Below are 19590 nucleotides of genomic sequence, written 5' to 3'. Positions count from 1 at the left end.
GGCCTGGCCGGTCGGATCAGCCCGTGGGCAGCACGGCCGCCGTCTCACGGAGATGGCGGTGCAGCCCGCGGTGCGGCTCACCGGCGGGCGGCAGCCACTCCTTGCGGATCTTCGCCACACAGGTGTAGTTGGTGTCGCAGACATTGGCGAGCGGAGCCTCACCGGCCTGGCTGACGAGCTGGTACGCGTCCAGCTCCGACAGTCCGTAGTCGCGGTTCAGCCACTGGACCAGATCGAGTTGGGAGATACGGAACGCGTCCTCCAGGGGCCGTGCGGAACCGGTCGACATGATGTGCGTGTCGGACTCGATACGCGGCCAGGGGGTCGCGACCCCCTTGAGCAGTTCGACGATCACCACCGTGTTCACGGCGCATTCGACGGCGACCCCGCAGGTCTCGCCCTCGCCCTGGCGGGCGTGCCCGTCCCCGAGACTCAGCAGCGCGCCCTCGACATTGACCCCGAGATAACAGGTCACCCCGGCGCGCATCTCCGGTGTGTCCATATTGCCGCCATGCGCGTCGGGCACGAGAGCGGACCGCACCTCCAGATTGGCCGGCGCCACCCCGACCGTGCCGTGCATCGGGTCCATCGGCAGCTCGATCTCGACATCGCTGTCGCGGGCGCTGAACAGACAGGTGCCGCGTGCCCGGTCGAGCTGCCACATCCAGACGACCTCGGGGAGCGGCGGCTGAAGCGTCGCGGTCGTATGGGTGGAGGTGAGCGCGCCGAAGAGCGGCACGGTCGTCGACGCGGCCCAGTCACGGGCGGGGCGGATCGACACGAAGTGCACGGCGAGCGTGTCGCCCGGCTCCGCGCCCTCCACATGGAAGGGGCCGGTCTGCGGATTGAGGAAGGGGAACTCGCAGACCTCGGACACCAGGTCGTTCTCGGACCGTACGCGGCCGGCGAAGCAGTCCTCGGTGAACAGGTCCAGGACCGTGCCCGGTGTGATGCGCGCGACGGGCGGGGCGCCGCCGAACGTCCAGGCGTACTCGCCCTTCTCGGGGCGTACGGTCAGGATCCTCGGGTCACTCATGGGCGGGCTGCTCCCGTTCTCGGCCGGCGGAGATGCGCGGCCCTCACCGTACGGCGACGGCGCACGGGGACGGAAGCAGGTGCGACCAGGGATTTCGCCCGGCCGCCCGCTCGCCCGCCACATGCCCCTCGACGCTCGAACGCCCCGTCCGTCTCATGAGCCCGCTGTCCGGTCCGCTCCAGCTCTCGTTCAGGTCTCGTTGAGCGCTTCCGCGAGGGCCGCCGCCGGATCGTGCTCGGCGGGACCCGCCGGGACCCAGCGGCCGCGTTCCTTCCGGTAGGGCCACCAGCGCCCGTCGTGTCCGTAGCGCAGTTGCGCCGGCGCGTCGGCGACGGACCAGCGGCCCGCGCCCATGGCGCGCAGCCGGGGCCGGTCCCCGTCCTCCCAGGCGGCGCCGAGAGCCGCCTCCGCCCGCGCGAGGGCCTCCGGCTCCGGACCCCGGTCGTCCTCCAGTACGGCGAGGGCGGCCGCGCCGCCGTACCGCCAGGCGCGTACGGCGAGGTCCAGCTCCGCACGCCGGCGACCGGTGCCGACGGCGAGCCGTGCCAGGAGGCGGGTGTCGGACGTCGCGGCGGCCAGCCGGACCCCGTCCTGATGGAGCGTCAACTCCCCTTCCAGGGGCTGCTGTTCATGATCGGGCGCGAGAGCTTCGGACAGCAGGCGCAGGGCACGCGCCGCCGCGTCCGCCGCCAGGAACTCCAGCGCGTCCGCGTCGACCCCGGACCCGGACGGCGGACCGGTCTCGGAGTACAGCGTCGGCGGCTGTCCCGGGGCCTGCGGTACGGGCGGGGGAGCGGGCAGCGGTGGCAGGAGGTCCTCGGCCGCGAAGGCCGTCACGGCGGGCACGCCCACCGCGTCGGACGCCGGCCCCTCGTGGTCCGGCGCCTCCTCGTCCGTACCGGCGGCCCGCGAGGCCCGCGCCACACTGCGCACCTGGAGTTCGTCGAGCAGCCGGCGCTCGCTCCTGCCGCGCATCAGGAGCAGCACGAACGGATCCTGGTCCAGCAGTCCGGCCATCTGGTAGCAGAGCGCCGCGGAGTGCGCGCAGTGGTCCCACGCCTCACAGCCGCACTCCGGCTCCAAGTCACCTATGCCGGGCAGCAGTTCCACCCCGGCCGCCGCCGCGTCCTCGACCAGGTGCGGGGGCATCTCCCGGTCGAGCAGCGCCGCGATATGGCCCGCCCGGTCCACCGCCATGTCCAGGAAACCGTCCCACTCCTCGTCACTCAGCGGCTGCCACAGCACATCGCTGCGGTAGCCCGTGCCGTCCCGCTCCTGTATGACCGCGGTGATCCTTCCCGGCCGTACGGTCACGGCGCCCACGGCGCCCGCGCGGGCATGCCTGCGCCCGTTCCTCAGCGGCTCGCCGTCGAGGGCGGTCTCCTCCAGCGCCTTCAGCCAGGCACGGCCCCACCAGGTCCGGGCGAAACCACGCCCAGGGGCGGTCGCCGGCGCGGTGAGGGTGCGCTCGGCATCGCCCTCGCGCTCCCGCGCGCTCCCGCTCATCGGACGCTCCCTCGCAGCTCCACCAGATCCGCCAGTTCGGCGTCGGTCAGTTCGGTCAGGGCCGCCTCGCCGGAACCGAGCACCGCGTCAGCCAACGCCTGTTTACGCGCCAGCATGTCGGCGATCCGGTCCTCGACGGTGCCTTCGGCGATCATCCGGTGCACCTGCACGGGACGGTCCTGGCCGATGCGGTACGCGCGGTCCGTGGCCTGTGCCTCGACGGCGGGGTTCCACCAGCGGTCGAAGTGGACGACGTGTTCGGCGCGGGTGAGATTGAGCCCGGTGCCCGCCGCCTTCAAGGACAGCAGGAACACGGGCACTTCACCGTTCTGGAAGCGGTCCACCATCGCCTCGCGCTCGGGGATCGGCGTGCCTCCGTGCAGAAACTGGGTGGCCACACCGCGCGCCGCGAGATGCTGTTCGAGCAGCCGCGCCATCTGTACGTACTGCGTGAAGACCAGCACACCGGCGCCCTCCGCCAGGATGGTGCCGAGCAGTTCGTCCAGCAGCTCCACCTTCCCGGAACGGTCCGCGATACGTGGCCGCTCCTCCTTGAGGAACTGCGCCGGATGGTTGCAGATCTGCTTGAGCCCGGTCAGCAGCCTGACGATCAGCCCGCGCCGCTCCATGCCGTCCGCCTCCGCGATCGCGGCGAGGGTCTCCCGTACGAGTGCCTCGTACAGCCCCGCCTGTTCGGCGGTGAGGGAGACGGCGCGGTCGGTCTCGGTCTTGGGCGGCAGCTCCGGCGCGACGCCGGGGTCGGACTTGCGGCGGCGCAGCAGGAACGGACGGACCAGTGCCGCGAGCCGCTCGGCCGCCGCCGGGTCGTCACCGCTCTCGACGGCCCGCGCGTACCGCGTACGGAAGGTGCCGAGGCGGCCGAGGAGTCCGGGTGTCGTCCAGTCGAGGATCGCCCACAGCTCGGAGAGATTGTTCTCCACGGGGGTGCCGGAGAGCGCGACCCTGGCCCTGGCGCCGATCGTCCGCAGCGCCTTGGCCGTGGCGGAGTACGGATTCTTGATGTGCTGCGCCTCGTCGGCGACGACCATGCCCCAGTCGGTGCCCGCGAGCCTCGCCGCGTCCAGTCGCATCGTGCCGTAGGTGGTGAGGACGAACTCGCCTGCCTCCAGGGCCTCCAGGTCGCGCGTGGCTCCATGGAAGCGGCGTACCGGCGTGCCGGGAGCGAACCGTTCGATCTCGCGTTGCCAGTTGCCCATCAGCGAGGCCGGACAGACGACCAGCGTCGGGCCGGCGGCCGACGCATCGGTCTGCCGGTGCAGATGGAGTGCGATGAGGGTGATGGTCTTGCCGAGGCCCATGTCGTCGGCGAGACAGCCGCCGAGACCGAGCGATGTCATCCGGTGCAGCCAGTGGAGACCGCGGAGCTGGTAGTCGCGCAGAGTCGCGGCGAGCGCCGCGGGCGCGCCGATCTCCTGTTCGTCGTCGCCCGCCCGCTCGGGGTCGGCGAGACGGTCGCGCAGGCGGGCGAGCCAGCCGGTGGCCGCCACCTCGACCCGGCGCCCCTCGACCTCGGTGGAGCCGGTCAGTACGGCGCCGAGCGCGTCGAGCGAGGTGATCTCGCGGTCCTGGCTCTCCCGGGCGCGCCGGGCCTCCACGGGATCGATGAGCACCCACTGCCCGCGCAGCCGGACCACGGGGCGGCTGGCCTCGGCGAGCTGGTCCAGCTCGGCGCGGGTGAGCCGCTGATCGCCCAGGGTGAAGAGCCAGTTGAAGGAGAGCGGCGCGTCGGCCGAGAGGGAGGCGGGCAGATCCGTACCGGTCCGGTACGGGCCGCCCCGGCCGCGGGCCGCTCTGTCGGTGGGGTGGGTGCCGTCGGTGTGTCCGGTGTTGCTGTCGCTGTCGCTGTTGCTCTCGGCGTCAGCGGTGGGGTCGGTGGGGCCGGTGTGATCGGTGGTGCTGTACTTCTGTCCGTCGGGGCCGGTCGCCCGGTTGGAGGGGCCGATGACCGCGCGTGCGGTCAACGTGCGGGCCAGTTCCCTGGGCCAGTGGACCTGGACGCCGCTCGCGGCGAGCGCCGTGGACGCCTCGCCCAGCAGATCGGTGACATCCTCGTCCGCGAGTTCGACGACGTCCGGGACGGCGGCCGAGAGCAGCGGGGCGAGCGGGGGCCAGGCACGGGCGGCCCGGCGCAGGGCGAGCAGCGCGTCCATCCGGGCGCGCGGGCCGAAGGCCGTACCGGTGGATCCCGTGCCTGACCACACGGCGCCGGTGTCGGCGACGACCGTGGGATCGCTGACGCTGTGCATCTGGAGCACGGCACGGAAGGCGGGCCCCGCGTCCGGTGCTCGGGCGTCCGCGAGGCCGGGCAGTTCGACACGCAAGGAGAGCCGTACCCCCGCGTCATGGCCGGCCGTCACCTCGGCCGTCCAGTCGCGCAGCCCGGGGAACCGATGCGCCGGCTCGGCGGCGAAAGCGGGCCCCGCGGCGGCGAGTTCGGCGGCCGGCGTACGGGGCAGCCCATCGACGACCGCGTCGAGGAAGTCCCTCAGCAGCCGCTCGGGCGCGGGCAGCAGAAGCGGCTCGGCGGGTGCCGTGGCGAGGGGGACGGCGTGGGCGGAGGGCGGCATCGAGGCGGCGAGCGTACGGATCCGCTCCAGATCCTCCCCGGTCAGCGGTCCGGCCCGCCATGCGTCGTGGTCCGTGGCGGTGAGACCGGGCAACAGCTTTCCCCGGGCCGCGAGTTGCAGCGCCAGCAGGGCGGCCGCGCCCCAGAAGGCCGTCGACGGCGACACGTCCGCGCGCACGCGGGCCCTGGTCAGCAGCGGAAGCGCCGAGGACACGGGCATCACGAGCGCCCTGACCGTGAGAGGGTGACCACAGGTGTCGACGACAACCAGTTCCTCCACGGAGCCCGGTGCGGCCGGCGGCTCCGCGCTGTCGGGATGCCAGTGGGCGATCCGGCCGGTGCGGGCGGGGTCCGCGGCGAGAAAGACCGTGGAACAGCGGGCGAGTTCGGAGATCCGGGAGAGCGTTGCCGCGGGGAGCCTGTGCACAGCGAGACGCATTCCTCAAGTTTGACTACTGCGGGTCGGAGCCGCCGAGGGTACCTCACCGCGAAGCCACGCGGGAGCGGCGCCGCCGTGACCCGACTCACGCCTTGGCCTACCGGGTGTAGCCAGCACCACCGTCGACCCCCGGGAGGCCCCCGTCTTTTCCGGGTGGTGGCCTCATGGCCGCAGGCGTTCCCTCCCCGTACGTTTCAAGAGGTCAGCGCAGTCTGCGCGGCCTTCTTCCCCCTCGACCTTCCCCTCGACATCGGCTACAGACCGGAGACCGACATGCCCCCAGCCGCCATCGCCCCGCTCGCGGAGCCCATACCCGACCCCGTGGCCGGCCGTGCGGGCGGCGGCAGCGACTTCGCGCCCCTGCTGCGGACGGTCAGGGAACAGGGCCTTCTGGAACGCCGGGTCGCCTGGTACGCCCGGGGGATCACCGTCAATGTCCTGTTCCTCGGCGCGATCGTCACGGGGATGGTGCTTCTGGGCCCCTCCTGGTGGACGCTGCTCCTCGCGCCGCCGCTGGCGGTCGTGTCGGGACGGATGGCGTTCGTCGCCCATGACGCGGGCCATGCCCAGATCACCGCCGACCGCGGAAAAGGCCGTCTGATCCAGCTCGTCCACGCCGACCTGCTGCTCGGAATGAGCCAGGAGTGGTGGAACGACAAGCACAACAGGCACCACGCCAACCCCAACCACATCGACAAGGACCCGGATGTCGCCGCCGACATCCTCGTCTTCACCCAGCACCAGACCGCGGGACGGTCCGGTCTGCGCCGCTGGCTGACCCGTCACCAGGCCTGGCTGTTCTTCCCGCTGACCACGCTGGAGGGCATCGCCCTCAAGGTGTACGGCTTCCGGGCCGTCTTCTCGGGGCAGGACGACGCCATGCCCGCCCGCAAGCGCGTGGTGGAGGGCCTGCTGCTCACGGCCCATGTCGCCGCCTATCTCACCCTGCTGCTGACCACCCTGAGCCTTGGCCAGGCCATCGTCTTCGCGCTCATCAACCAGATGCTTCTCGGTCTCCACCTGGGGATGGCCTTCGCGCCCAACCACAAGGGCATGGAGATGCCCGACCCGGAGGACGGCGAGAACTGGGGGCATCTGCGCCGGCAGGTCCTCACCTCGCGCAACGTACGGGGCGGGCTGCTCACGGACTGGTTCCTGGGCGGGCTGAACTACCAGATCGAGCACCATCTCTTCCCGAGCATGCCCCGCCCGCATCTGCGGCTCGCCCAGCCCCTGGTGCGTGCGCACTGTCTCGCGCTGGGCGTCCCGTACACCGAGACGGGGCTGATCGAGTCGTACCGGCAGGCGCTCGCTCATATGCACTATGTCGGCGAACCGCTGCGCGCGGGCGCATAGTGGAACTGGCGGACCCCGCCGCGCGTTCACCCAGCAGGAGCGGCCATGCCGCGGAGGAGGCGTCGATGTCGACAAGGACGAAGATCATCATCGGGGGAGTGGCCGTAGGCGTTCTCCTGTGGCCACTGATCGGATTCTGGTTCTCGCTGCTGGTGGTGCTCGGGGTGCCGGTGGCCGCGTATCTGATGCTGGACCCGTCGCAGCGCCGCAGGCTGCGCAGGATCAACCGCAAGGAGATAGGCCGCTGAGCCGGGCGCGCGGACGGAGCCGGGCCCGGTGCGGAGCATCATCTGCCGGGGCAGGGCGCTCGACCGTGCGCACAGCGCCCGACCGCGTGGGGCCGCCCGACAGTGCCCCTAGGCCGGGCGTACGGCCATCTCGTCGAGCGCGGTGAGCAGTGCGGGCAGTTCGGTGCCCCGGCCGACCGGCAGCACCTCGCCCGGCTCCTCGTCCAGCAGGACGAAGGCCATGTCGTCCGTCCTGGCGACGAACGACCAGCCGGGGCCGTCGGCGCGCAGCGTCCTCGCCTCGCCCGGAGCGAAGCTGGACCGGACCCGTCCCAGCGGCGGGGCCGTTTCCACATAGCCGCGCAGTTCCTTCAGCACGCGCCGCACCCCCTCGTGCGAGGGGGCTGCCGTTTCCCCGCGGTCGTGTGCGCTGCCGTCGCCGGTGCTCACGTTCTCGGTGCCCGCGTGCGCCGCGGCGGGGGCCGTCGTCGCCCCGTCATCCACCGCCCCGTCCAGCCGTTCCCGCCATGCCGCCCACTGAAGGGCTATCTCGTCGGCGCCGAGTCTGCGCTGCGCGGGGCCCCAGCCATCGGTGTCGGGCGGTGCGAGCGGGCGCCAGGCCCCCTCGCCGTTCTCGGATTCCCCGGAGGCGGGCTCCGGCTCCGGGTCGTGCGGGGCGGGCACGCCGGGCGCGCGCACGGCCAGGGCGACCGGCCAGCCCGGCAGCGCGCAGACCACGGTCCGCTCCCCTGGTGACAGGTCGTACTCGATCCCGCAGTCCCAGGACGCGATCGCGACGGCGACCAGCGAGACGTCGTCGACCACCACCGTCCAGCGGGCTCCGTCCCCGTCCTGGCCCATGACCAGGCCGTATCCCCGCTCGTAGGGGTCCAGCCCGAGGGCGGCGCAGGCCTCCGGATAGTCGTCGCCGAGGACTGCGGGGAACCGCGCGGGCGTGAGCAGCGCCGCGGTCAGCACGTACAGCGGGTCATCGTCCACGGAGTCGTCCGTTCCGGCCACGGCACCTCCCCATCCGATCCGTTGTCGGCGCACCCTAGCCAGTGGGCGACCCGGACGTCGAGAGTCCGGAACCAGCCGTGCGTCGCGGAGCGCCATCCGTCACAGAGCGCTGTGCGTCGCGGGACGCCGTCCGTCACAGGGCGGGCAGACCCAGCAGGCTCCGTGCGACGGTCTGCGGGGACTCGTCGCGCTCCCGGGCGAGCGCGATGACCGCCCGGCAGGCCAGTTCGCCGACACCGAAGCAGAGCGCCTCGGGCGAGACCCAGCCCGCCGCCTCGTCCGCTCGCTGCTGATCGTCCTCCACGCTCGCGGAGACATAGGTGGCGGCGGCCTCGAACAGATTGTGCTGCCGGGGGCGTGGCCGTGCGGCGGCCGGAGCGGCGGCACGGTCCGAACCGAGGAGCCTGCGTACTTTCTCGAACACCGGGTCCACCTTCCCCCTGCTGTCTGGCCCTGTCCGGCCGCGCCGTCTTCCGCGTCCGTCCCTCCGGTCCTCCAACGTACGTTCGGCTGCGCCTTCGCAGAAGACCTCGCGGCCTTTAACCCGCCCCGCCCGGCCCCGCCGGGCCTCGCGTCAGTCCTCCTGGCGGACCGCCAGAGCCAGAAAGCGGGAATCCTCGTCGGTGTACGACTCCAGCCGCCACCCGGAACTCGCCAGCAGGGGACGGAGCCGGGGCTCGGCGCGCAGATCGTCGTCCGTGATCCGCCGTCCCTGCCGGGCGGCCAGCGCGGCACGGCCGAGAGGATGGAACAGCGCCAGCCGGCCGCCGGTCCCCACCACCCTGGCCAGTTCCCGCAGATTCTCCGCGGGGCGGGGGAGATGGGCGATCAGCCCGGCGCCGAACACCGCGTTCAGCGAGCGCGGGCGCAGCGGCAGCCGGCCCACATCGGCGAGCAGCAGCCGCCCGCTCCGGTCCCGCCCGGCCCGTACCGCCTCCGCCAGCATCTCGGGGGTCAGATCGATGCCCAGCACCGTGCCCCGGGGGCCCACGGCGGACCGCAGCGGCTCCAGCGCGCGTCCCGTCCCGCATCCCGCGTCCAGGACCGCGTCGCCGGGACGCAGTCCGAGGCTGGTGACGGCGGCGGCGTAGGCGGGAGCGTCGTCCGGGAAACGGGTGTCCCAGCCGGCCGCCCTCGCACCGAAGAAATCCCGGACCTGTGTGTGATCGTGGGCCATGGCCGCATGATCCCGTACGGTCGGCCGACCCGCGAGGCGCGGGGTGTGGGAATCGCGCGCGGGGTGCGGAAATCGTGGCGGCCCCCGGTCGGCGGCGTCCCCCCTGCCCCCTGCCCCCTGCTCCGCCCCTGCTCCGGGCGTCCACCGGTCCTACGTGTGTTCATCCCTCGGCGGGACCGGCACCGGGACCGAGGGCGGTGCGGGGAGCGGGACCGGCGAGGGGATCGGCGGCGGGGGCGGCGGGACCCGTGGCGGGGTCGCTCTCCCGCGCCCGTCTGCGTTCCCGTGAGGCGCGGAGATTGGCCGCGTTGCCGCAGACGCGTACGTCGTGCCAGACACCGCTGTTGTTGCGTGAGGTGTCGTAGAACGCCGACCGGCACTCGCTGTTGCGGCACAGCTTCAGCCGGGCCCAGACGCCGGCCCGCTGGGCGAGCAGCGTCTCCGACCAGAGCGCCGCTTCGAGCCACTGGGCCCCCCGGCCGGACGGGATCATCCGCACCTGGCCCCGGGAATCGGGGGCGAGCCGCACCCTGGCATCGGGCTCCGCCCGGCCGGCGGCCGGCGTGCCGTCCCCCGCCATGGCGACCAGCTCCTCGAAGACGGACCTCAGGTCACGGAGCGTGGCCGGGTCAGACGCCGACAGCGAGCAATCGGGTACGTCGAGCCCCCGGACGCGGGCCCATGCCTCGGCGGCGCCGGTCAGCCACTCCTCGGCGGACTCGTGGCCGGCCAGCAGATCAGGTGCGTACTCCTTGATCCCCCGTGTGTTGAGGAGCTCCTGCACCAGCGCGAGTCCGTCGGGAGCCTGACGTACGCGATACCGCTCACTGGCTACCCAAGACATAGCCGAACTCTACTTGACTATGTCGCGAGAGGCGAGCACGCTGAACGACAGAAGCAAACCGATTACGCCTATGTCATCGTGAACGCATGCGAGGAGAACGTCATGACCACCGTCAGTGGAGCAACCGTCCTGGTCACCGGCGGCCAGCGCGGACTGGGCCGCGCCTTCGTGCAGGAACTGCTGGAGGCGGGGGCCGCCAAGGTGTACGCCACCGCCCGCACTCCCGTCGCCGATCCCGACCCCAGGGTCGTCCCCGTACCGCTGGAGGTCACCGACGCGGACTCGGTCGCCGAGCTGGCGCGCATCGCGGACGATGTGTCCATCGTCTTCAACAACGCCGGGATCGGGGGCGCCGGCCCGCTGGTCACGGTCGACCTGGACAGCGTGCGGACGCTCTTCGAGGCCAATGTGTTCGGTGCGCTGAGGGTCGCTCAGGCCTTCGCCCCGATCCTGGCGGCCCAGGGCGGCGGCGCGCTGGTCGACATCCACTCCGCGCTGTCCTGGGCGGCCGGCAGCGGCGCCTACGGGGCGACGAAGGCGGCCTTCTGGTCGCTGACCAACTCGCTCCGGGTGGAACTGGCCCCTCAGGGCACCCAGGTGGTGGGTGTGCATCTCGGCTTCACCGACACCGACATGATCCGGGCGCTGGACGTGCCCAAGGGTGATCCCCGGGCGGTGGCGCGCGAGGTCCTCGCCGCGCTGGAGAAGGGGGAGAGCGAGGTGCTGGCGGACGACACCAGCCGTGCCTTCAGGGCCGCGCTCGCGGGTCCGGTCGAGGGGCTGAGCCTGCCGACACTCCTGTGAGGTCCCTCGGTGAGGCCTCTTCGGCGGACCGGGCAGCCGGACCGGACGCCGATACGGCGGACGTGGCCGACGTGAGGCTCCTCGGCCGGTGACGGACGGCTGATGGCCGAGGAGAGAGTGGGTCCCGGCCCCGGCGGAATGCGGGGCCGGGACCCGCCTCGTTCTGTGTCGTGCGGCCTGTCCGGCCCGCCGGTCTGCTGTCCGGCCCCCCGCTGTCCGGCCCGCCGTGCGGGTCCGCCTCGGCCGCACGGGGCCACTGCCCGGTCCGCCTCGGCGGGCTCGGGCTCGCCGACGCGGTGCGCAGGATCAGTCCGCCACGGCCGCGTAGGCCGAGACCTTGTCGGCCTTGAGGCGCACCACCAGCTCACCCGGAACGCCGTTGCGCTCCCCGAACTCCTCCGCGCGCTCCTCGCCCATGTACCGTGCCGCGATCCGCGTGGCCCAGGCGCGCAACTGCTCCGGCTCCTCGTCGATTTCGGCCCGGCCCTGGATCACCACGAAGGCGAACGGCGGACGTTCGTCGTCCACACACAGGGCTGCCCTGCCGGTACGCAGCAGATTGCGTCCCTTCACGGTCTCCCTGCCGGTGTTGAAGACAAGATCGTCTCCGTCCAGTACGAACCAGACGGGCGCGATGTGCGGGCTCCCGTCGGCCCGTACGGTCGACAGTTTCGCGGTGCGTGTCCCCTCGGAGACGAAGGCCTGCCACTCGTCCTTGCTCATGTGTGTCGCCATGACCGCATTTTCCGTCGGGCACGCGCCCCGCGCGATACGACGCCCCGGGTGTGCGCCGGGGCCCCGAGGAGCGGGGAACGCTTGCCCGGGAGCGGCGGGTGCGGAAGGCTACGGGGCGTTGCGAGCCATGGCGAACATCTGAACGGGGAGGAGCGGCAATGCCACTCGAAAAGGGACTTGACTGGCTGTTGGACGACCTGACCGCGCGGGTCGAGCACATACAGCACGCGCTGGTCCTGTCCAACGACGGTCTGGTGACGGGCGCCAGCGTGGGCCTGGCGCGTGAGGACGCGGAGCATCTCGCGGCCGTCTCGTCGGGACTGCACAGCCTCGCCCGTGGGTCGGGGCGCCACTTCCGGGCGGGACAGGCGCGCCAGACCATGGTCGAGTTCGACGAGGCCCTGCTGTTCGTCACCGCGGCCGGGGACGGCAGTTGTCTGTGTGTACTGGCCACGGCGGAGGCCGATGTCGGCCAGGTCGCCTATGAGATGACGCTGCTCGTCAACCGTGTCGGCGAGCATCTCGGAGTCGCGGTCAGGCAGTCGGGACACACCAGTCTGAGCGGCCTCTGAGCTGCGTCTTTCCGCTCGGCCCGGGAAGTTGTCCACAGGCCGGACGGGAATCGCGGCTGTCGCGCTACGGTCGTCACCGAGAGTGATAACGACTCACGGGGGAGGACCACCATGTCCGTCAGCGATGCCCAGGGCGCCCTTTCGATCCGGCGCCGGGGCCACGATCAGAGGCAGCACCGGAACCGGGATCAGGATCAGGCTCCGAGCCGGGTCCCTCACGGCTCCATGGAGGGCGGCCCGCCGAAGGGCGACCCACGGAAGGGCGACCCGCTGGAGAGCGGCGGCCCGCCGGCGAGTGGCGCCGCGGAGGGGCCGACGGCGACCGCGGCCACCGAGGCCACGGCCGGAGCGGTGCGGTCCGCGGAGAAGAAGCCACGCACCGTCGGTGTCGTACGGGCCGCGCGGGAGCTGGAGCTGAAGCGCGGAGAGTTCGAGCTCGCCGCGCAGTTGGGCCATATCCGCACCCTCGCAGGGCCGGGCGCCGGACGGCGACAGGTCAGCCGGCAGGAGATCGACCGCCTGCGGGCGGCGGAGGGGTTTCCGGAGGCGCTCCGCGAGCGGGCGCGGACGGTGGGGACGGCGGAGGGCGCGGAGCTGCTGACGGTCAGTCCGGGCCGCTTCACCCGGCTGGCACGGGCGGGCTTCATCGTGCCGGTGAGATTTTATCTCAACCGGTATCGCGCGATCGTCTGGCTGTATCCGGCGGACGAGGTGCGGACGTTCGCCACGAGGGAACCGGCCCTGCTCACCGGCCGGCTGCCACGGCCGCTCCGCCTCGGTGCCGATCCGGAGGAGGACCGGCGTCCGCGCACGTGGCGGGGCAGACGCATCGGCCATCTGCTGCGCGAGAGCGGGGATCCCTGGGAGCGCGCGGCCGTCGTGGGCTGTGTGCTGGATCCGGCCCTCCTGGCCGAGCTGGTGCCCGATCCGCACGAACGCGCCTATGTGAACCGGCTGCGGCCCGACCTCGCCCCCGGCCGGCCGGAGTCGGACGCCGCACGGGCGACGGTCCGCCCGCTGCTGGTGGCCGAGCACCCGGACGAGATCCGATGGCACCGCGCGAGCCTGGACACCTTCCTGGCGGAGGCCCGGCGCACCCGTCCGGCCCCACGTTCCGACGGTCCGGGCGAGGACGGGGCACCGCCGAGGGCGGAGAGGGTGCCCGCGCCATCGGGCGGGGACGGCCGCCGGGGTCTGCTGGGCCGGCTGCGGATCGGCGGGGAGCGCCGCCTCCGATTCAGAAGGACGGATACTATCTCCAAGGAAGCATGCAGTTCAGCTCGGTCGGACCTGTCAGATCTGGCAGAGCTGTCAGGTTCGCGGGACGGGGGACAGAGTGGCCAAGAGTTGCACCACGGGCCGGCACACCGAGCATGATGTCTACGCGGCACAGTGTCCGTGCCGTGAAGTGCTCGATCTGCTGGCCAACAAATGGGCCGCACTCGCCATCGGCGCGATGGAGGACGGTCCGCAGCGCTTCGGCGCGCTCCAGCGACGGCTTCAGGGGGTCAGCCCCAAGGTGCTGACCCGTACGCTGCGCCGGCTGGAGGACCACGGATTCGTCGACCGCACCGTGTATCCGGCTGTTCCACTCCATGTCGAGTACGCGCTCACCCCGCTCGGCCACAGTGTCGCCGAGCCACTCGGACAGGTGCGTGCCTGGGTGGAGAACCATCTCGACGAGACAGGCCCGTCCGGTGCGGAGGACCGCGCCGATGCCACGGACAGCGGGGCGGTCAGGGCCGGGCCTCGCCGGTGACGACGGTGCGCTCCGGGGAGAACTTCCCCCAGTTGCCGTCGGGCAGCTTGGCGCGGAGCTTCACCCGGTAGGTTTCGCCGGCCTTCTTGCTCAGAAACACGCTGTAGGTGGCCCGGCCCTTGGGAGCCTCACCGCCCCAGATCAGGGTCGTCGCGAACGTGCCGTCGAGATAGATCTGGTACGAGGGGACGTCGGTGCCGGTCTCCGGCGCCAGCCAGGACATATCGACATAGTGCGCGCCGTCGGCGGCGTGTGTCCCGGCCCGGAAGTCGATCGGGGCGGTGTCGGGATCGTCGCCGGGGCCGCGGGGGGTGGTGATCTCGACGGCGCTGCTCTGGGGAGAGGCGTTGTCCGCCGCGTCCCGGGCGGTGACCGTGAAGCGGTAGTGGGTGCCCGGCCGCAGACGGGTGATGTGCGCCGTGGTCGCGTCGCCGGCCACGCTGTGGATCTTGGAGCCGCCCTGGTAGATGTCGTAGGAGGTGATGCCCTGGTCGCCGGTGGCCTCGGCCCAGCTCAGCCGTGCGGCCCGCGCGCCGTCGCTCTTCCCCGCCAGCTTCTCCGGGCGGGCCGGTGCTTCCTTGTCCTCCGCGACCGCCGCGGGGGTGGTGACGGCTATCTCGCCGCTCCGCGGTGAGAAGGCACCGTTCTCGGTCCTGGCGCGGACGGAGAAGGTGTACGCGGTCGACGGCTTCAGCCCGGTGACATCGATCATGGTCTTCTCGGCCGGGACATCCTTGATCTTCGTGGCGCCCCGGTAGACCTCGTAGCCCTTGATCCCGGCCTTCTCCGAGGGCTGGTTCCACATGACATGGACCGAAGTGGCGCTGCCCGCCTGGACCGTGAGCCCGGCGGGTGCCGAAGGCGCCTTCTTCTCCTCGTTGTTCGAGCCGCAGGCGGCCAGTGTGAGTACGACGGCGGACGTGAGCGCGGCAAGACTGACGAACCTGGACATGGCCGTGTCCTCCACCCGGGGGCAATGGTCTAGACATATATGGCACAGGTGTCGCGACCACATCAAGGGGGAGGGATGCATTCGTTCCCTGACCGGGGTGTACTCCGACCCCGGTCAGGGGCGTTCATACGCTCGCGAAACCGGTTATATCCGGTGGACGAGCTGGGTGCCGAGTTCGTAGCGGGCGCCGACGATGGCCAGCTTGCCCTCGGCGACCTTGGCCGCGAGGTCGGGCTCCGCGGCCAGGAGCCCGGTGACGCGGCTGACATTCGCGGTCACGGTCGCGTCCACGCGGGCGTCGCCCTCCTGGGCGTGCACGATCGCGGGGCGGATCTGGTCGGCCAGATACTGTATGTGGGACGGGAGTTCCTCGCCGGACTCCTCGGCGTGGACCGCCGCGGCCACGGCGCCGCAGGACTGGTGTCCGAGGACGAGGACCAGCGGGATGCCCAGCTCCAGGACGCCGTAGGCGATGCTGCCGAGGACGGCCTCGTCGAGGACCTCGCCGGCCGACCGCACGGTCATCAGATCGCCGAGACCCTGGTCGAAGACCAGCTCCGGGGGCACCCGGGAGTCGATGCATCCGAGGACGAGGGCGAAGGGGTGCTGTCCGGAGACAAGCGCCTGGCGCACGGTCTCGGTCTCGTGCGGGTGCTGCTCCCGGAAGGTCCGCCAGCGCCGGTTGCCGTCGGAGAGTTCGCGGAGCGCCTCCTCCGGGGTGGTCGGACGAGGGCGGGGCGCGGGGCGGCTCGTGGCACCCGCGGAGGGTGCGGCGACGGCTACGCCCGCGGTGGCCGCGCCACCGGCGAGGGCCGCACGGAGCAGTGTGCGGCGGGGTGTTCCGGTGGACGCGGTGGCGTTATTCGCATGTCTGGTCGATATCACGGCCGGAGACTATCCAGGGCATCCTTGGGCATTGGCTTGGCTTGGCGCACTATTGACCCTCTCTTGAATCAACTGCACCAGATGTATCGGGGATTGTGCGCAAATGCGGACGTAGTTCAGTCGCTGTTCAGCCATTCTCCTTGAATCGAACAGGCGGTCTCGTGAGCATGGTTGCTCCGGGTGTGGCAAGGATTCACGGCGGGCTGTGATTGCATGGTTCGGTGAATCGACAGACGATGCCGAAAGCCGAAGACATCCCGATCTGCGATGTCCGGCGGCGCGGCGAGGGCGATCTGGGCGATTGCCTCCAGGTGCTCGCCGATGTGCATAAAGTTGACGGATATCCCGTGAACTGGCCCGAACGTCCCGCCGACTGGCTGGCGGGGCCCGCGCAACTGGCGGCCTGGGTGGCCGAACTGGACAGACAGATCGTCGGCCATGTCGCTCTCGCCCCGGCCGGCGCGCACGATGTGGCCCCCGCGCTCTGGAGCAGCCGGGCGGGGACGGCCGTCGCCGACACCGCGGTGCTCAGCCGCCTGTTCGTCTCCCCGTCGGCGCGCGGCCACGGGATCGGCGGTCTGCTGATGTCCCAGGCCACGCGGGAGGCCCGTGAACGCGGGCTGCACCCCGTACTGGACGTCGTGGCCTCCGACTCCGCCGCGGCCGCGCTCTACGAGCAGCTCGGCTGGAGCCTGCTGGCCGTCGTCGACCAGCGCTGGACTCCGGACCAGACGGTCAAGGTCCACTGCTACGCCGCGGCCTAGGACGCCATCGGCCCAGGCCGCCATCGGCCCAGGCCGCCATCGGTCAGGACGACTTCCGCGGCTCCCGGTGGGCTCCCCGGCGGGTTCCGGCGCGGCTCGGGCCGGTGCTCCGATGCTCCGTCGCAACCATGTCGTCGCCGCTCCGGTGGGACGGGACCGCGCGGCCCCCCTCCGAGGGCCGCCCTCCGGTCAGCGCCCGCGCCGGTCCAGGCGGCGTGTCGAACGACGGACCACCAGTTCCGGCTGGAGCACGACGGAGTGGTGCCGGTGCCGCTCCGCGTCCGGGCCCGTCTCGTCCATCAGCATCTCCGCCGCCGCGCGCCCCATCGCGTCGGCCGGCTGCCGCACGGAGGTCAGCGGTACGACGGCCGCCGCGGCGAACTCGATGTCGTCGTAGCCGACGATCGACACATCGCCCGGGACATCGACCCCTGCCCCGTACATCGCCTGGAGAACACCCAGCGCGAGCAGGTCGTTGGCGCAGAACACGGCGGTGGGACGCTCCGCGAGACCCAGCAGCCGCGCCCCGGCGTCGATGCCCGAGGCGACATCCAGGCGCGCCGACTCGACCTGGCGCAGGGCCTGTTCGGGCAGACCGGCCTCACGCAGCGCGGCCAGCGCGCCGGTACGCCGGTCCCGGCACTGGGGAAGGGACATCGGACCGCTGATATAGGTCACGGACCGGTGCCCGGCCGCCAGCAGATGCCGGACGGCGAGCGCACCGCCCGCCACATCGTCCACCGAGACGGAGCATCCCTCGGCGGCGGGCACGGCCCGGTCGACGTGCACATACGGAATGCCCTGCCGCGCGAACTCCCGTACGGTGCTGCCGGACGTGTCGGTCGGGGTGAGCAGCACTCCCCGTACCCGCTGCTCCGCGAAGAGCGCCAGATACTCCGCCTCCTCGGCCGCGCTGCCCGCGCTGTTGCAGAGCATCACCCCGAGTCCGGCCTCGCGCGCCGCGCGCTCGGCGCCCTTGGCGACGGCGACGAAGAACGGGTTCGCCATGTCCAGCACGAGAATGGCCAGGATCCGGCTGGTGCCGACGCGGAGCTGGCGGGCCGTCTCACTCCGTACGAAACCGAGCTGTTCGATGACGGCGCGGACCCGGACGAGAGTGTGTTCCGACACCTTCTCGGGCCGGTTCAACACATTCGAGACGGTCCCGACCGAGACTCCGGCCAGCCGGGCCACGTCCTTGATGCCGACCGTCTGCGCCACGCGTTCCTGCCTGTTCCGTCACATCCTCTGGGGACCTCTGTCCGGTAGGACCATCATATGCGGGGTATGCCCCTCGATCAGTGCCGCGGCCCGGTCCCAGTCGGCCCGGCCGCCGGCCGGTTCGAACCGGCGCGGCTCCAGCGTGGCGCGCAGCAGGGCACGCAGTTCCGGGAGACCGCCGCGGACCGCTCCGGCGGCACGTGCCTGTACGAGCACATTGCCGAGGGCCGCCGCCTCCGCGGGCCCCGCCACCACCGGCAGGCCGCAGGCATCGGCGGTGAGCCGGCAGAGGAGTTCGTTGCGGGCCCCGCCGCCGACGACATGCACGGTGTCCACGGTCCGGCCGGACAGCCGCTGGGCGTCCTCGATCGCACGCCGGTGCGCGAGGGCCAGCGAGTCCAGGACACAGCGGGTGATCTCGGCCGGCCCTTCCGGCGGCGGCACACCCAGGCGGCGGCACGCGTCCGCGATCCGGCGCGGCATGTCGCCGGGTGCGAGGAACGCGGGGTCGTCGGCGTCGACGTAGGACCGCAGGCCCGGCACCTCGGCGGCCTCGCGCAGCAGCCGGTCCAGCCGCCGCGGTGTGCCGGCGGCCTCCCAGGCGCGCAGGCACTCCTGGAGCAGCCACAGGCCCATGATGTTGCGCAGATAGCGGACGGTGCCGTCCACGCCCAGCTCATTGGTGAAGTTGGCCCGCCGGCTCTCCTCGGTGAGAACGGGCGCGTCCAGTTCCAGCCCCGCCAGGGACCAGGTGCCGGTCGCGACATACGCGAACCGGTGGTCCGTGGCGGGGACCGCCGCGACCGCGGAGGCCGTGTCGTGCGAGCCGACCGCCGTCACCGGCACAGGGCCCGGCAGCCCGGTCTCCGCCAGCACCTCGGGCAGCAGCTCACCCGCCGGGTCACCCGGTCCGCGCAGGGGCGCGAAGAGCGTGAGATCGATGCCGAGCGCGTCGGCGACGGACCGGGACCAGCCGCGGGTACGGGGGTCGACGAGCTGGGTGGTCGAGGCGTTGGTGAGTTCGGTCCCGGCTTCACCGGTGAGCCAGTACGCGATGAGGTCGGGGATCAGCAGCAGCCGGCGCGCGGCGCCGAGGGCGGCGGTGCCCCGCGCCGCCGTGAGCTGGTAGAGGGTGTTGAACGGGAGGTACTGGAGGCCGGTCGCCGCGTACAGCTCGGCCGGCGTCAGCACCGCGCCCACGAGCGCCGCCTGGCCCTCCGTGCGCCCGTCGCGGTAGTGCACGGGATTGCCGAGCAGCGCGCCGTCCGCGTCGAGCAGTCCGTAGTCGACGGCCCAGGTGTCGACGCCGACGCCCGCCGGCGCCCGCCCCAGCGCCGTACCCGCGGCCCGCAGCCCGTCCAGCACGCCTCCGTACAGGGACAGGATGTCCCAGTGCAGTGTGCCGGCGGTCCGCACCGGGCGATTGGGGAACCGGTGCACCTCCTGGAGGCGCAGTGTGCCCGCACCACGGTCGGAGACATGGCCGACCATGACACGGCCGCTGGACGCGCCCAGGTCGACGGCGGCGAAGGGGAGCGGTGCGAGGGGTGATGACACGAAGGACCTCGTTGATCGGCGGTACGACCGGTGGACGACCGGTGGACGGGCGGGGGGGGGTGCCTCTATGTCTTTCGTCAAGGCGGCCCTGTGGTTTTGAGGTAGTTCGGGCTTGCTGGGGTCATGCGGTGAGTTGGATGTCTTTGGGG

19 protein-coding genes are annotated in these 19590 nt (G+C 72.1%); 7 read left to right on the top strand and 12 right to left on the bottom strand.

Annotated elements, in window-relative coordinates; translation table 11 throughout:
• Window positions 1–16: 16 nt before the first annotated feature.
• The 3 genes from ACFYYH_RS18170 to ACFYYH_RS18160 all read right to left on the bottom strand — a co-directional run bounded on the left by ACFYYH_RS18170 (window position 17) and on the right by ACFYYH_RS18160 (window position 5556).
• Window positions 17–1036 carry an acetamidase/formamidase family protein gene (locus tag ACFYYH_RS18170; protein WP_388551743.1) on the bottom strand — a complete coding sequence of 340 codons (1020 nt, stop codon included), beginning with the start codon at window positions 1034–1036 and terminating at the stop codon, window positions 17–19.
• A 189-nt stretch (window positions 1037–1225) separates the two neighbouring features.
• Window positions 1226–2542, bottom strand: coding sequence for an SWF or SNF family helicase (locus ACFYYH_RS18165; RefSeq protein WP_388551741.1), 1317 nt, complete (start codon window positions 2540–2542; stop codon window positions 1226–1228).
• Window positions 2539–5556 carry a DEAD/DEAH box helicase gene (locus ACFYYH_RS18160; protein ID WP_388552198.1) on the bottom strand — a complete coding sequence of 1006 codons (3018 nt, stop codon included), beginning with the start codon at window positions 5554–5556 and terminating at the stop codon, window positions 2539–2541. Before ACFYYH_RS18160 ends, ACFYYH_RS18165 begins: the two co-directional genes overlap by 4 nt.
• A 285-nt stretch (window positions 5557–5841) precedes the next feature.
• On the opposite strand from ACFYYH_RS18160, the gene ACFYYH_RS18155 reads away from it, so the two are divergent.
• A complete protein-coding gene (locus ACFYYH_RS18155; protein WP_388551739.1) occupies window positions 5842–6924 on the top strand; it encodes an acyl-CoA desaturase in 1083 nt (360 codons plus the stop codon).
• Between the two features lie 65 nt (window positions 6925–6989).
• On the top strand, window positions 6990–7172 hold the full coding sequence (locus tag ACFYYH_RS18150; protein WP_388551737.1) for a hypothetical protein: 183 nt from the start codon (window positions 6990–6992) through the stop codon (window positions 7170–7172).
• Between the two features lie 108 nt (window positions 7173–7280).
• Here ACFYYH_RS18150 and ACFYYH_RS18145 read toward each other — a convergent pair whose 3' ends face one another.
• From ACFYYH_RS18145 to ACFYYH_RS18130, 4 genes are all read right to left on the bottom strand, one after another.
• Window positions 7281–8171 carry a hypothetical protein gene (locus tag ACFYYH_RS18145; protein ID WP_388551735.1) on the bottom strand — a complete coding sequence of 297 codons (891 nt, stop codon included), beginning with the start codon at window positions 8169–8171 and terminating at the stop codon, window positions 7281–7283.
• Window positions 8172–8304: 133 nt separating this feature from the next.
• Entirely contained in the window at window positions 8305–8595 is a 291-nt protein-coding gene (locus ACFYYH_RS18140; RefSeq protein ID WP_388551733.1) for a hypothetical protein, read from the bottom strand.
• A gap of 150 nt (window positions 8596–8745) precedes the next feature.
• Complete coding sequence (locus ACFYYH_RS18135) at window positions 8746–9348, bottom strand: class I SAM-dependent methyltransferase (RefSeq protein ID WP_388551732.1); 603 nt, start codon at window positions 9346–9348, stop codon at window positions 8746–8748.
• 160 nt (window positions 9349–9508) lie between these two features.
• On the bottom strand, window positions 9509–10192 hold the full coding sequence (locus ACFYYH_RS18130; RefSeq protein WP_388551730.1) for a CGNR zinc finger domain-containing protein: 684 nt from the start codon (window positions 10190–10192) through the stop codon (window positions 9509–9511).
• A 102-nt stretch (window positions 10193–10294) separates the two neighbouring features.
• Here ACFYYH_RS18130 and ACFYYH_RS18125 point away from each other — a divergent pair, with 102 nt between their 5' ends.
• Window positions 10295–10996 carry an SDR family oxidoreductase gene (locus ACFYYH_RS18125; protein ID WP_388551729.1) on the top strand — a complete coding sequence of 234 codons (702 nt, stop codon included), beginning with the start codon at window positions 10295–10297 and terminating at the stop codon, window positions 10994–10996.
• Between the two features lie 306 nt (window positions 10997–11302).
• Here the strand turns inward: ACFYYH_RS18125 and ACFYYH_RS18120 are convergent, their stop codons facing one another.
• The gene (locus ACFYYH_RS18120) at window positions 11303–11731 is read right to left on the bottom strand and encodes a PPOX class F420-dependent oxidoreductase (RefSeq protein WP_388551727.1); all 429 of its coding nucleotides are present in this window, start codon (window positions 11729–11731) and stop codon (window positions 11303–11305) included.
• A gap of 158 nt (window positions 11732–11889) precedes the next feature.
• On the opposite strand from ACFYYH_RS18120, the gene ACFYYH_RS18115 reads away from it, so the two are divergent.
• From ACFYYH_RS18115 to ACFYYH_RS18105, 3 genes are all read left to right on the top strand, one after another.
• Window positions 11890–12303, top strand: a complete 414-nt coding sequence (locus ACFYYH_RS18115; RefSeq protein WP_388551725.1) for a roadblock/LC7 domain-containing protein — start codon at window positions 11890–11892, stop codon at window positions 12301–12303.
• Between the two features lie 111 nt (window positions 12304–12414).
• On the top strand, window positions 12415–13680 hold the full coding sequence (locus tag ACFYYH_RS18110) for a DUF6397 family protein (RefSeq protein ID WP_388551723.1): 1266 nt from the start codon (window positions 12415–12417) through the stop codon (window positions 13678–13680).
• A 31-nt stretch (window positions 13681–13711) separates the two neighbouring features.
• Complete coding sequence (locus ACFYYH_RS18105; RefSeq protein WP_388551722.1) at window positions 13712–14062, top strand: winged helix-turn-helix transcriptional regulator; 351 nt, start codon at window positions 13712–13714, stop codon at window positions 14060–14062.
• Here ACFYYH_RS18105 and ACFYYH_RS18100 read toward each other — a convergent pair.
• Both ACFYYH_RS18100 and ACFYYH_RS18095 read right to left on the bottom strand, forming a co-directional pair.
• The gene (locus ACFYYH_RS18100) at window positions 14040–15014 is read right to left on the bottom strand and encodes a fibronectin type III domain-containing protein (protein WP_388551720.1); all 975 of its coding nucleotides are present in this window, start codon (window positions 15012–15014) and stop codon (window positions 14040–14042) included. The genes ACFYYH_RS18105 and ACFYYH_RS18100 overlap by 23 nt on opposite strands.
• Before the next feature lie 144 nt (window positions 15015–15158).
• Window positions 15159–15899: a carbonic anhydrase gene (locus tag ACFYYH_RS18095; protein ID WP_388551718.1), complete on the bottom strand. Its 741-nt coding sequence runs from the start codon at window positions 15897–15899 to the stop codon at window positions 15159–15161.
• 236 nt (window positions 15900–16135) lie between these two features.
• Here ACFYYH_RS18095 and ACFYYH_RS18090 point away from each other — a divergent pair, with 236 nt between their 5' ends.
• Window positions 16136–16663: a GNAT family N-acetyltransferase gene (locus ACFYYH_RS18090; RefSeq protein ID WP_388551716.1), complete on the top strand. Its 528-nt coding sequence runs from the start codon at window positions 16136–16138 to the stop codon at window positions 16661–16663.
• A gap of 189 nt (window positions 16664–16852) precedes the next feature.
• Here the strand turns inward: ACFYYH_RS18090 and ACFYYH_RS18085 are convergent, their stop codons facing one another.
• Window positions 16853–17884: a LacI family DNA-binding transcriptional regulator gene (locus tag ACFYYH_RS18085; RefSeq protein ID WP_388551715.1), complete on the bottom strand. Its 1032-nt coding sequence runs from the start codon at window positions 17882–17884 to the stop codon at window positions 16853–16855.
• 18 nt (window positions 17885–17902) lie between these two features.
• Window positions 17903–19375, bottom strand: coding sequence for a rhamnulokinase family protein (locus ACFYYH_RS18080; protein WP_388552195.1), 1473 nt, complete (start codon window positions 19373–19375; stop codon window positions 17903–17905).
• Window positions 19376–19590 lie beyond the last annotated feature (215 nt).

This window comes from Streptomyces sp. NPDC002018 (genome assembly GCF_042890865.1).
In the GTDB taxonomy this organism is placed as follows: domain Bacteria; phylum Actinomycetota; class Actinomycetes; order Streptomycetales; family Streptomycetaceae; genus Streptomyces.
Note: the sequence above shows the minus strand (reverse complement) of the source record. Positions and strands in the feature narration are given on the sequence as shown.

Excerpts from the sequence above, each read along its gene's own strand:
- ACFYYH_RS18170 (WP_388551743.1), bottom strand. The coding sequence starts at position 1,036 with ATGAGTGACCCGAGGATCCTGACCGTACGCCCCGAGAAGGGCGAGTAC.
- ACFYYH_RS18165 (WP_388551741.1), bottom strand. The coding sequence starts at position 2,542 with ATGAGCGGGAGCGCGCGGGAGCGCGAGGGCGATGCCGAGCGCACCCTC.
- ACFYYH_RS18155 (WP_388551739.1), top strand. The coding sequence starts at position 5,842 with ATGCCCCCAGCCGCCATCGCCCCGCTCGCGGAGCCCATACCCGACCCC.
- ACFYYH_RS18150 (WP_388551737.1), top strand. The coding sequence starts at position 6,990 with ATGTCGACAAGGACGAAGATCATCATCGGGGGAGTGGCCGTAGGCGTT.
- ACFYYH_RS18135 (WP_388551732.1), bottom strand. The coding sequence starts at position 9,348 with ATGGCCCACGATCACACACAGGTCCGGGATTTCTTCGGTGCGAGGGCG.
- ACFYYH_RS18130 (WP_388551730.1), bottom strand. The coding sequence starts at position 10,192 with ATGTCTTGGGTAGCCAGTGAGCGGTATCGCGTACGTCAGGCTCCCGAC.
- ACFYYH_RS18125 (WP_388551729.1), top strand. The coding sequence starts at position 10,295 with ATGACCACCGTCAGTGGAGCAACCGTCCTGGTCACCGGCGGCCAGCGC.
- ACFYYH_RS18120 (WP_388551727.1), bottom strand. The coding sequence starts at position 11,731 with ATGGCGACACACATGAGCAAGGACGAGTGGCAGGCCTTCGTCTCCGAG.
- ACFYYH_RS18115 (WP_388551725.1), top strand. The coding sequence starts at position 11,890 with ATGCCACTCGAAAAGGGACTTGACTGGCTGTTGGACGACCTGACCGCG.
- ACFYYH_RS18110 (WP_388551723.1), top strand. The coding sequence starts at position 12,415 with ATGTCCGTCAGCGATGCCCAGGGCGCCCTTTCGATCCGGCGCCGGGGC.
- ACFYYH_RS18100 (WP_388551720.1), bottom strand. The coding sequence starts at position 15,014 with ATGTCCAGGTTCGTCAGTCTTGCCGCGCTCACGTCCGCCGTCGTACTC.
- ACFYYH_RS18090 (WP_388551716.1), top strand. The coding sequence starts at position 16,136 with ATGCCGAAAGCCGAAGACATCCCGATCTGCGATGTCCGGCGGCGCGGC.
- ACFYYH_RS18080 (WP_388552195.1), bottom strand. The coding sequence starts at position 19,375 with ATGGTCGGCCATGTCTCCGACCGTGGTGCGGGCACACTGCGCCTCCAG.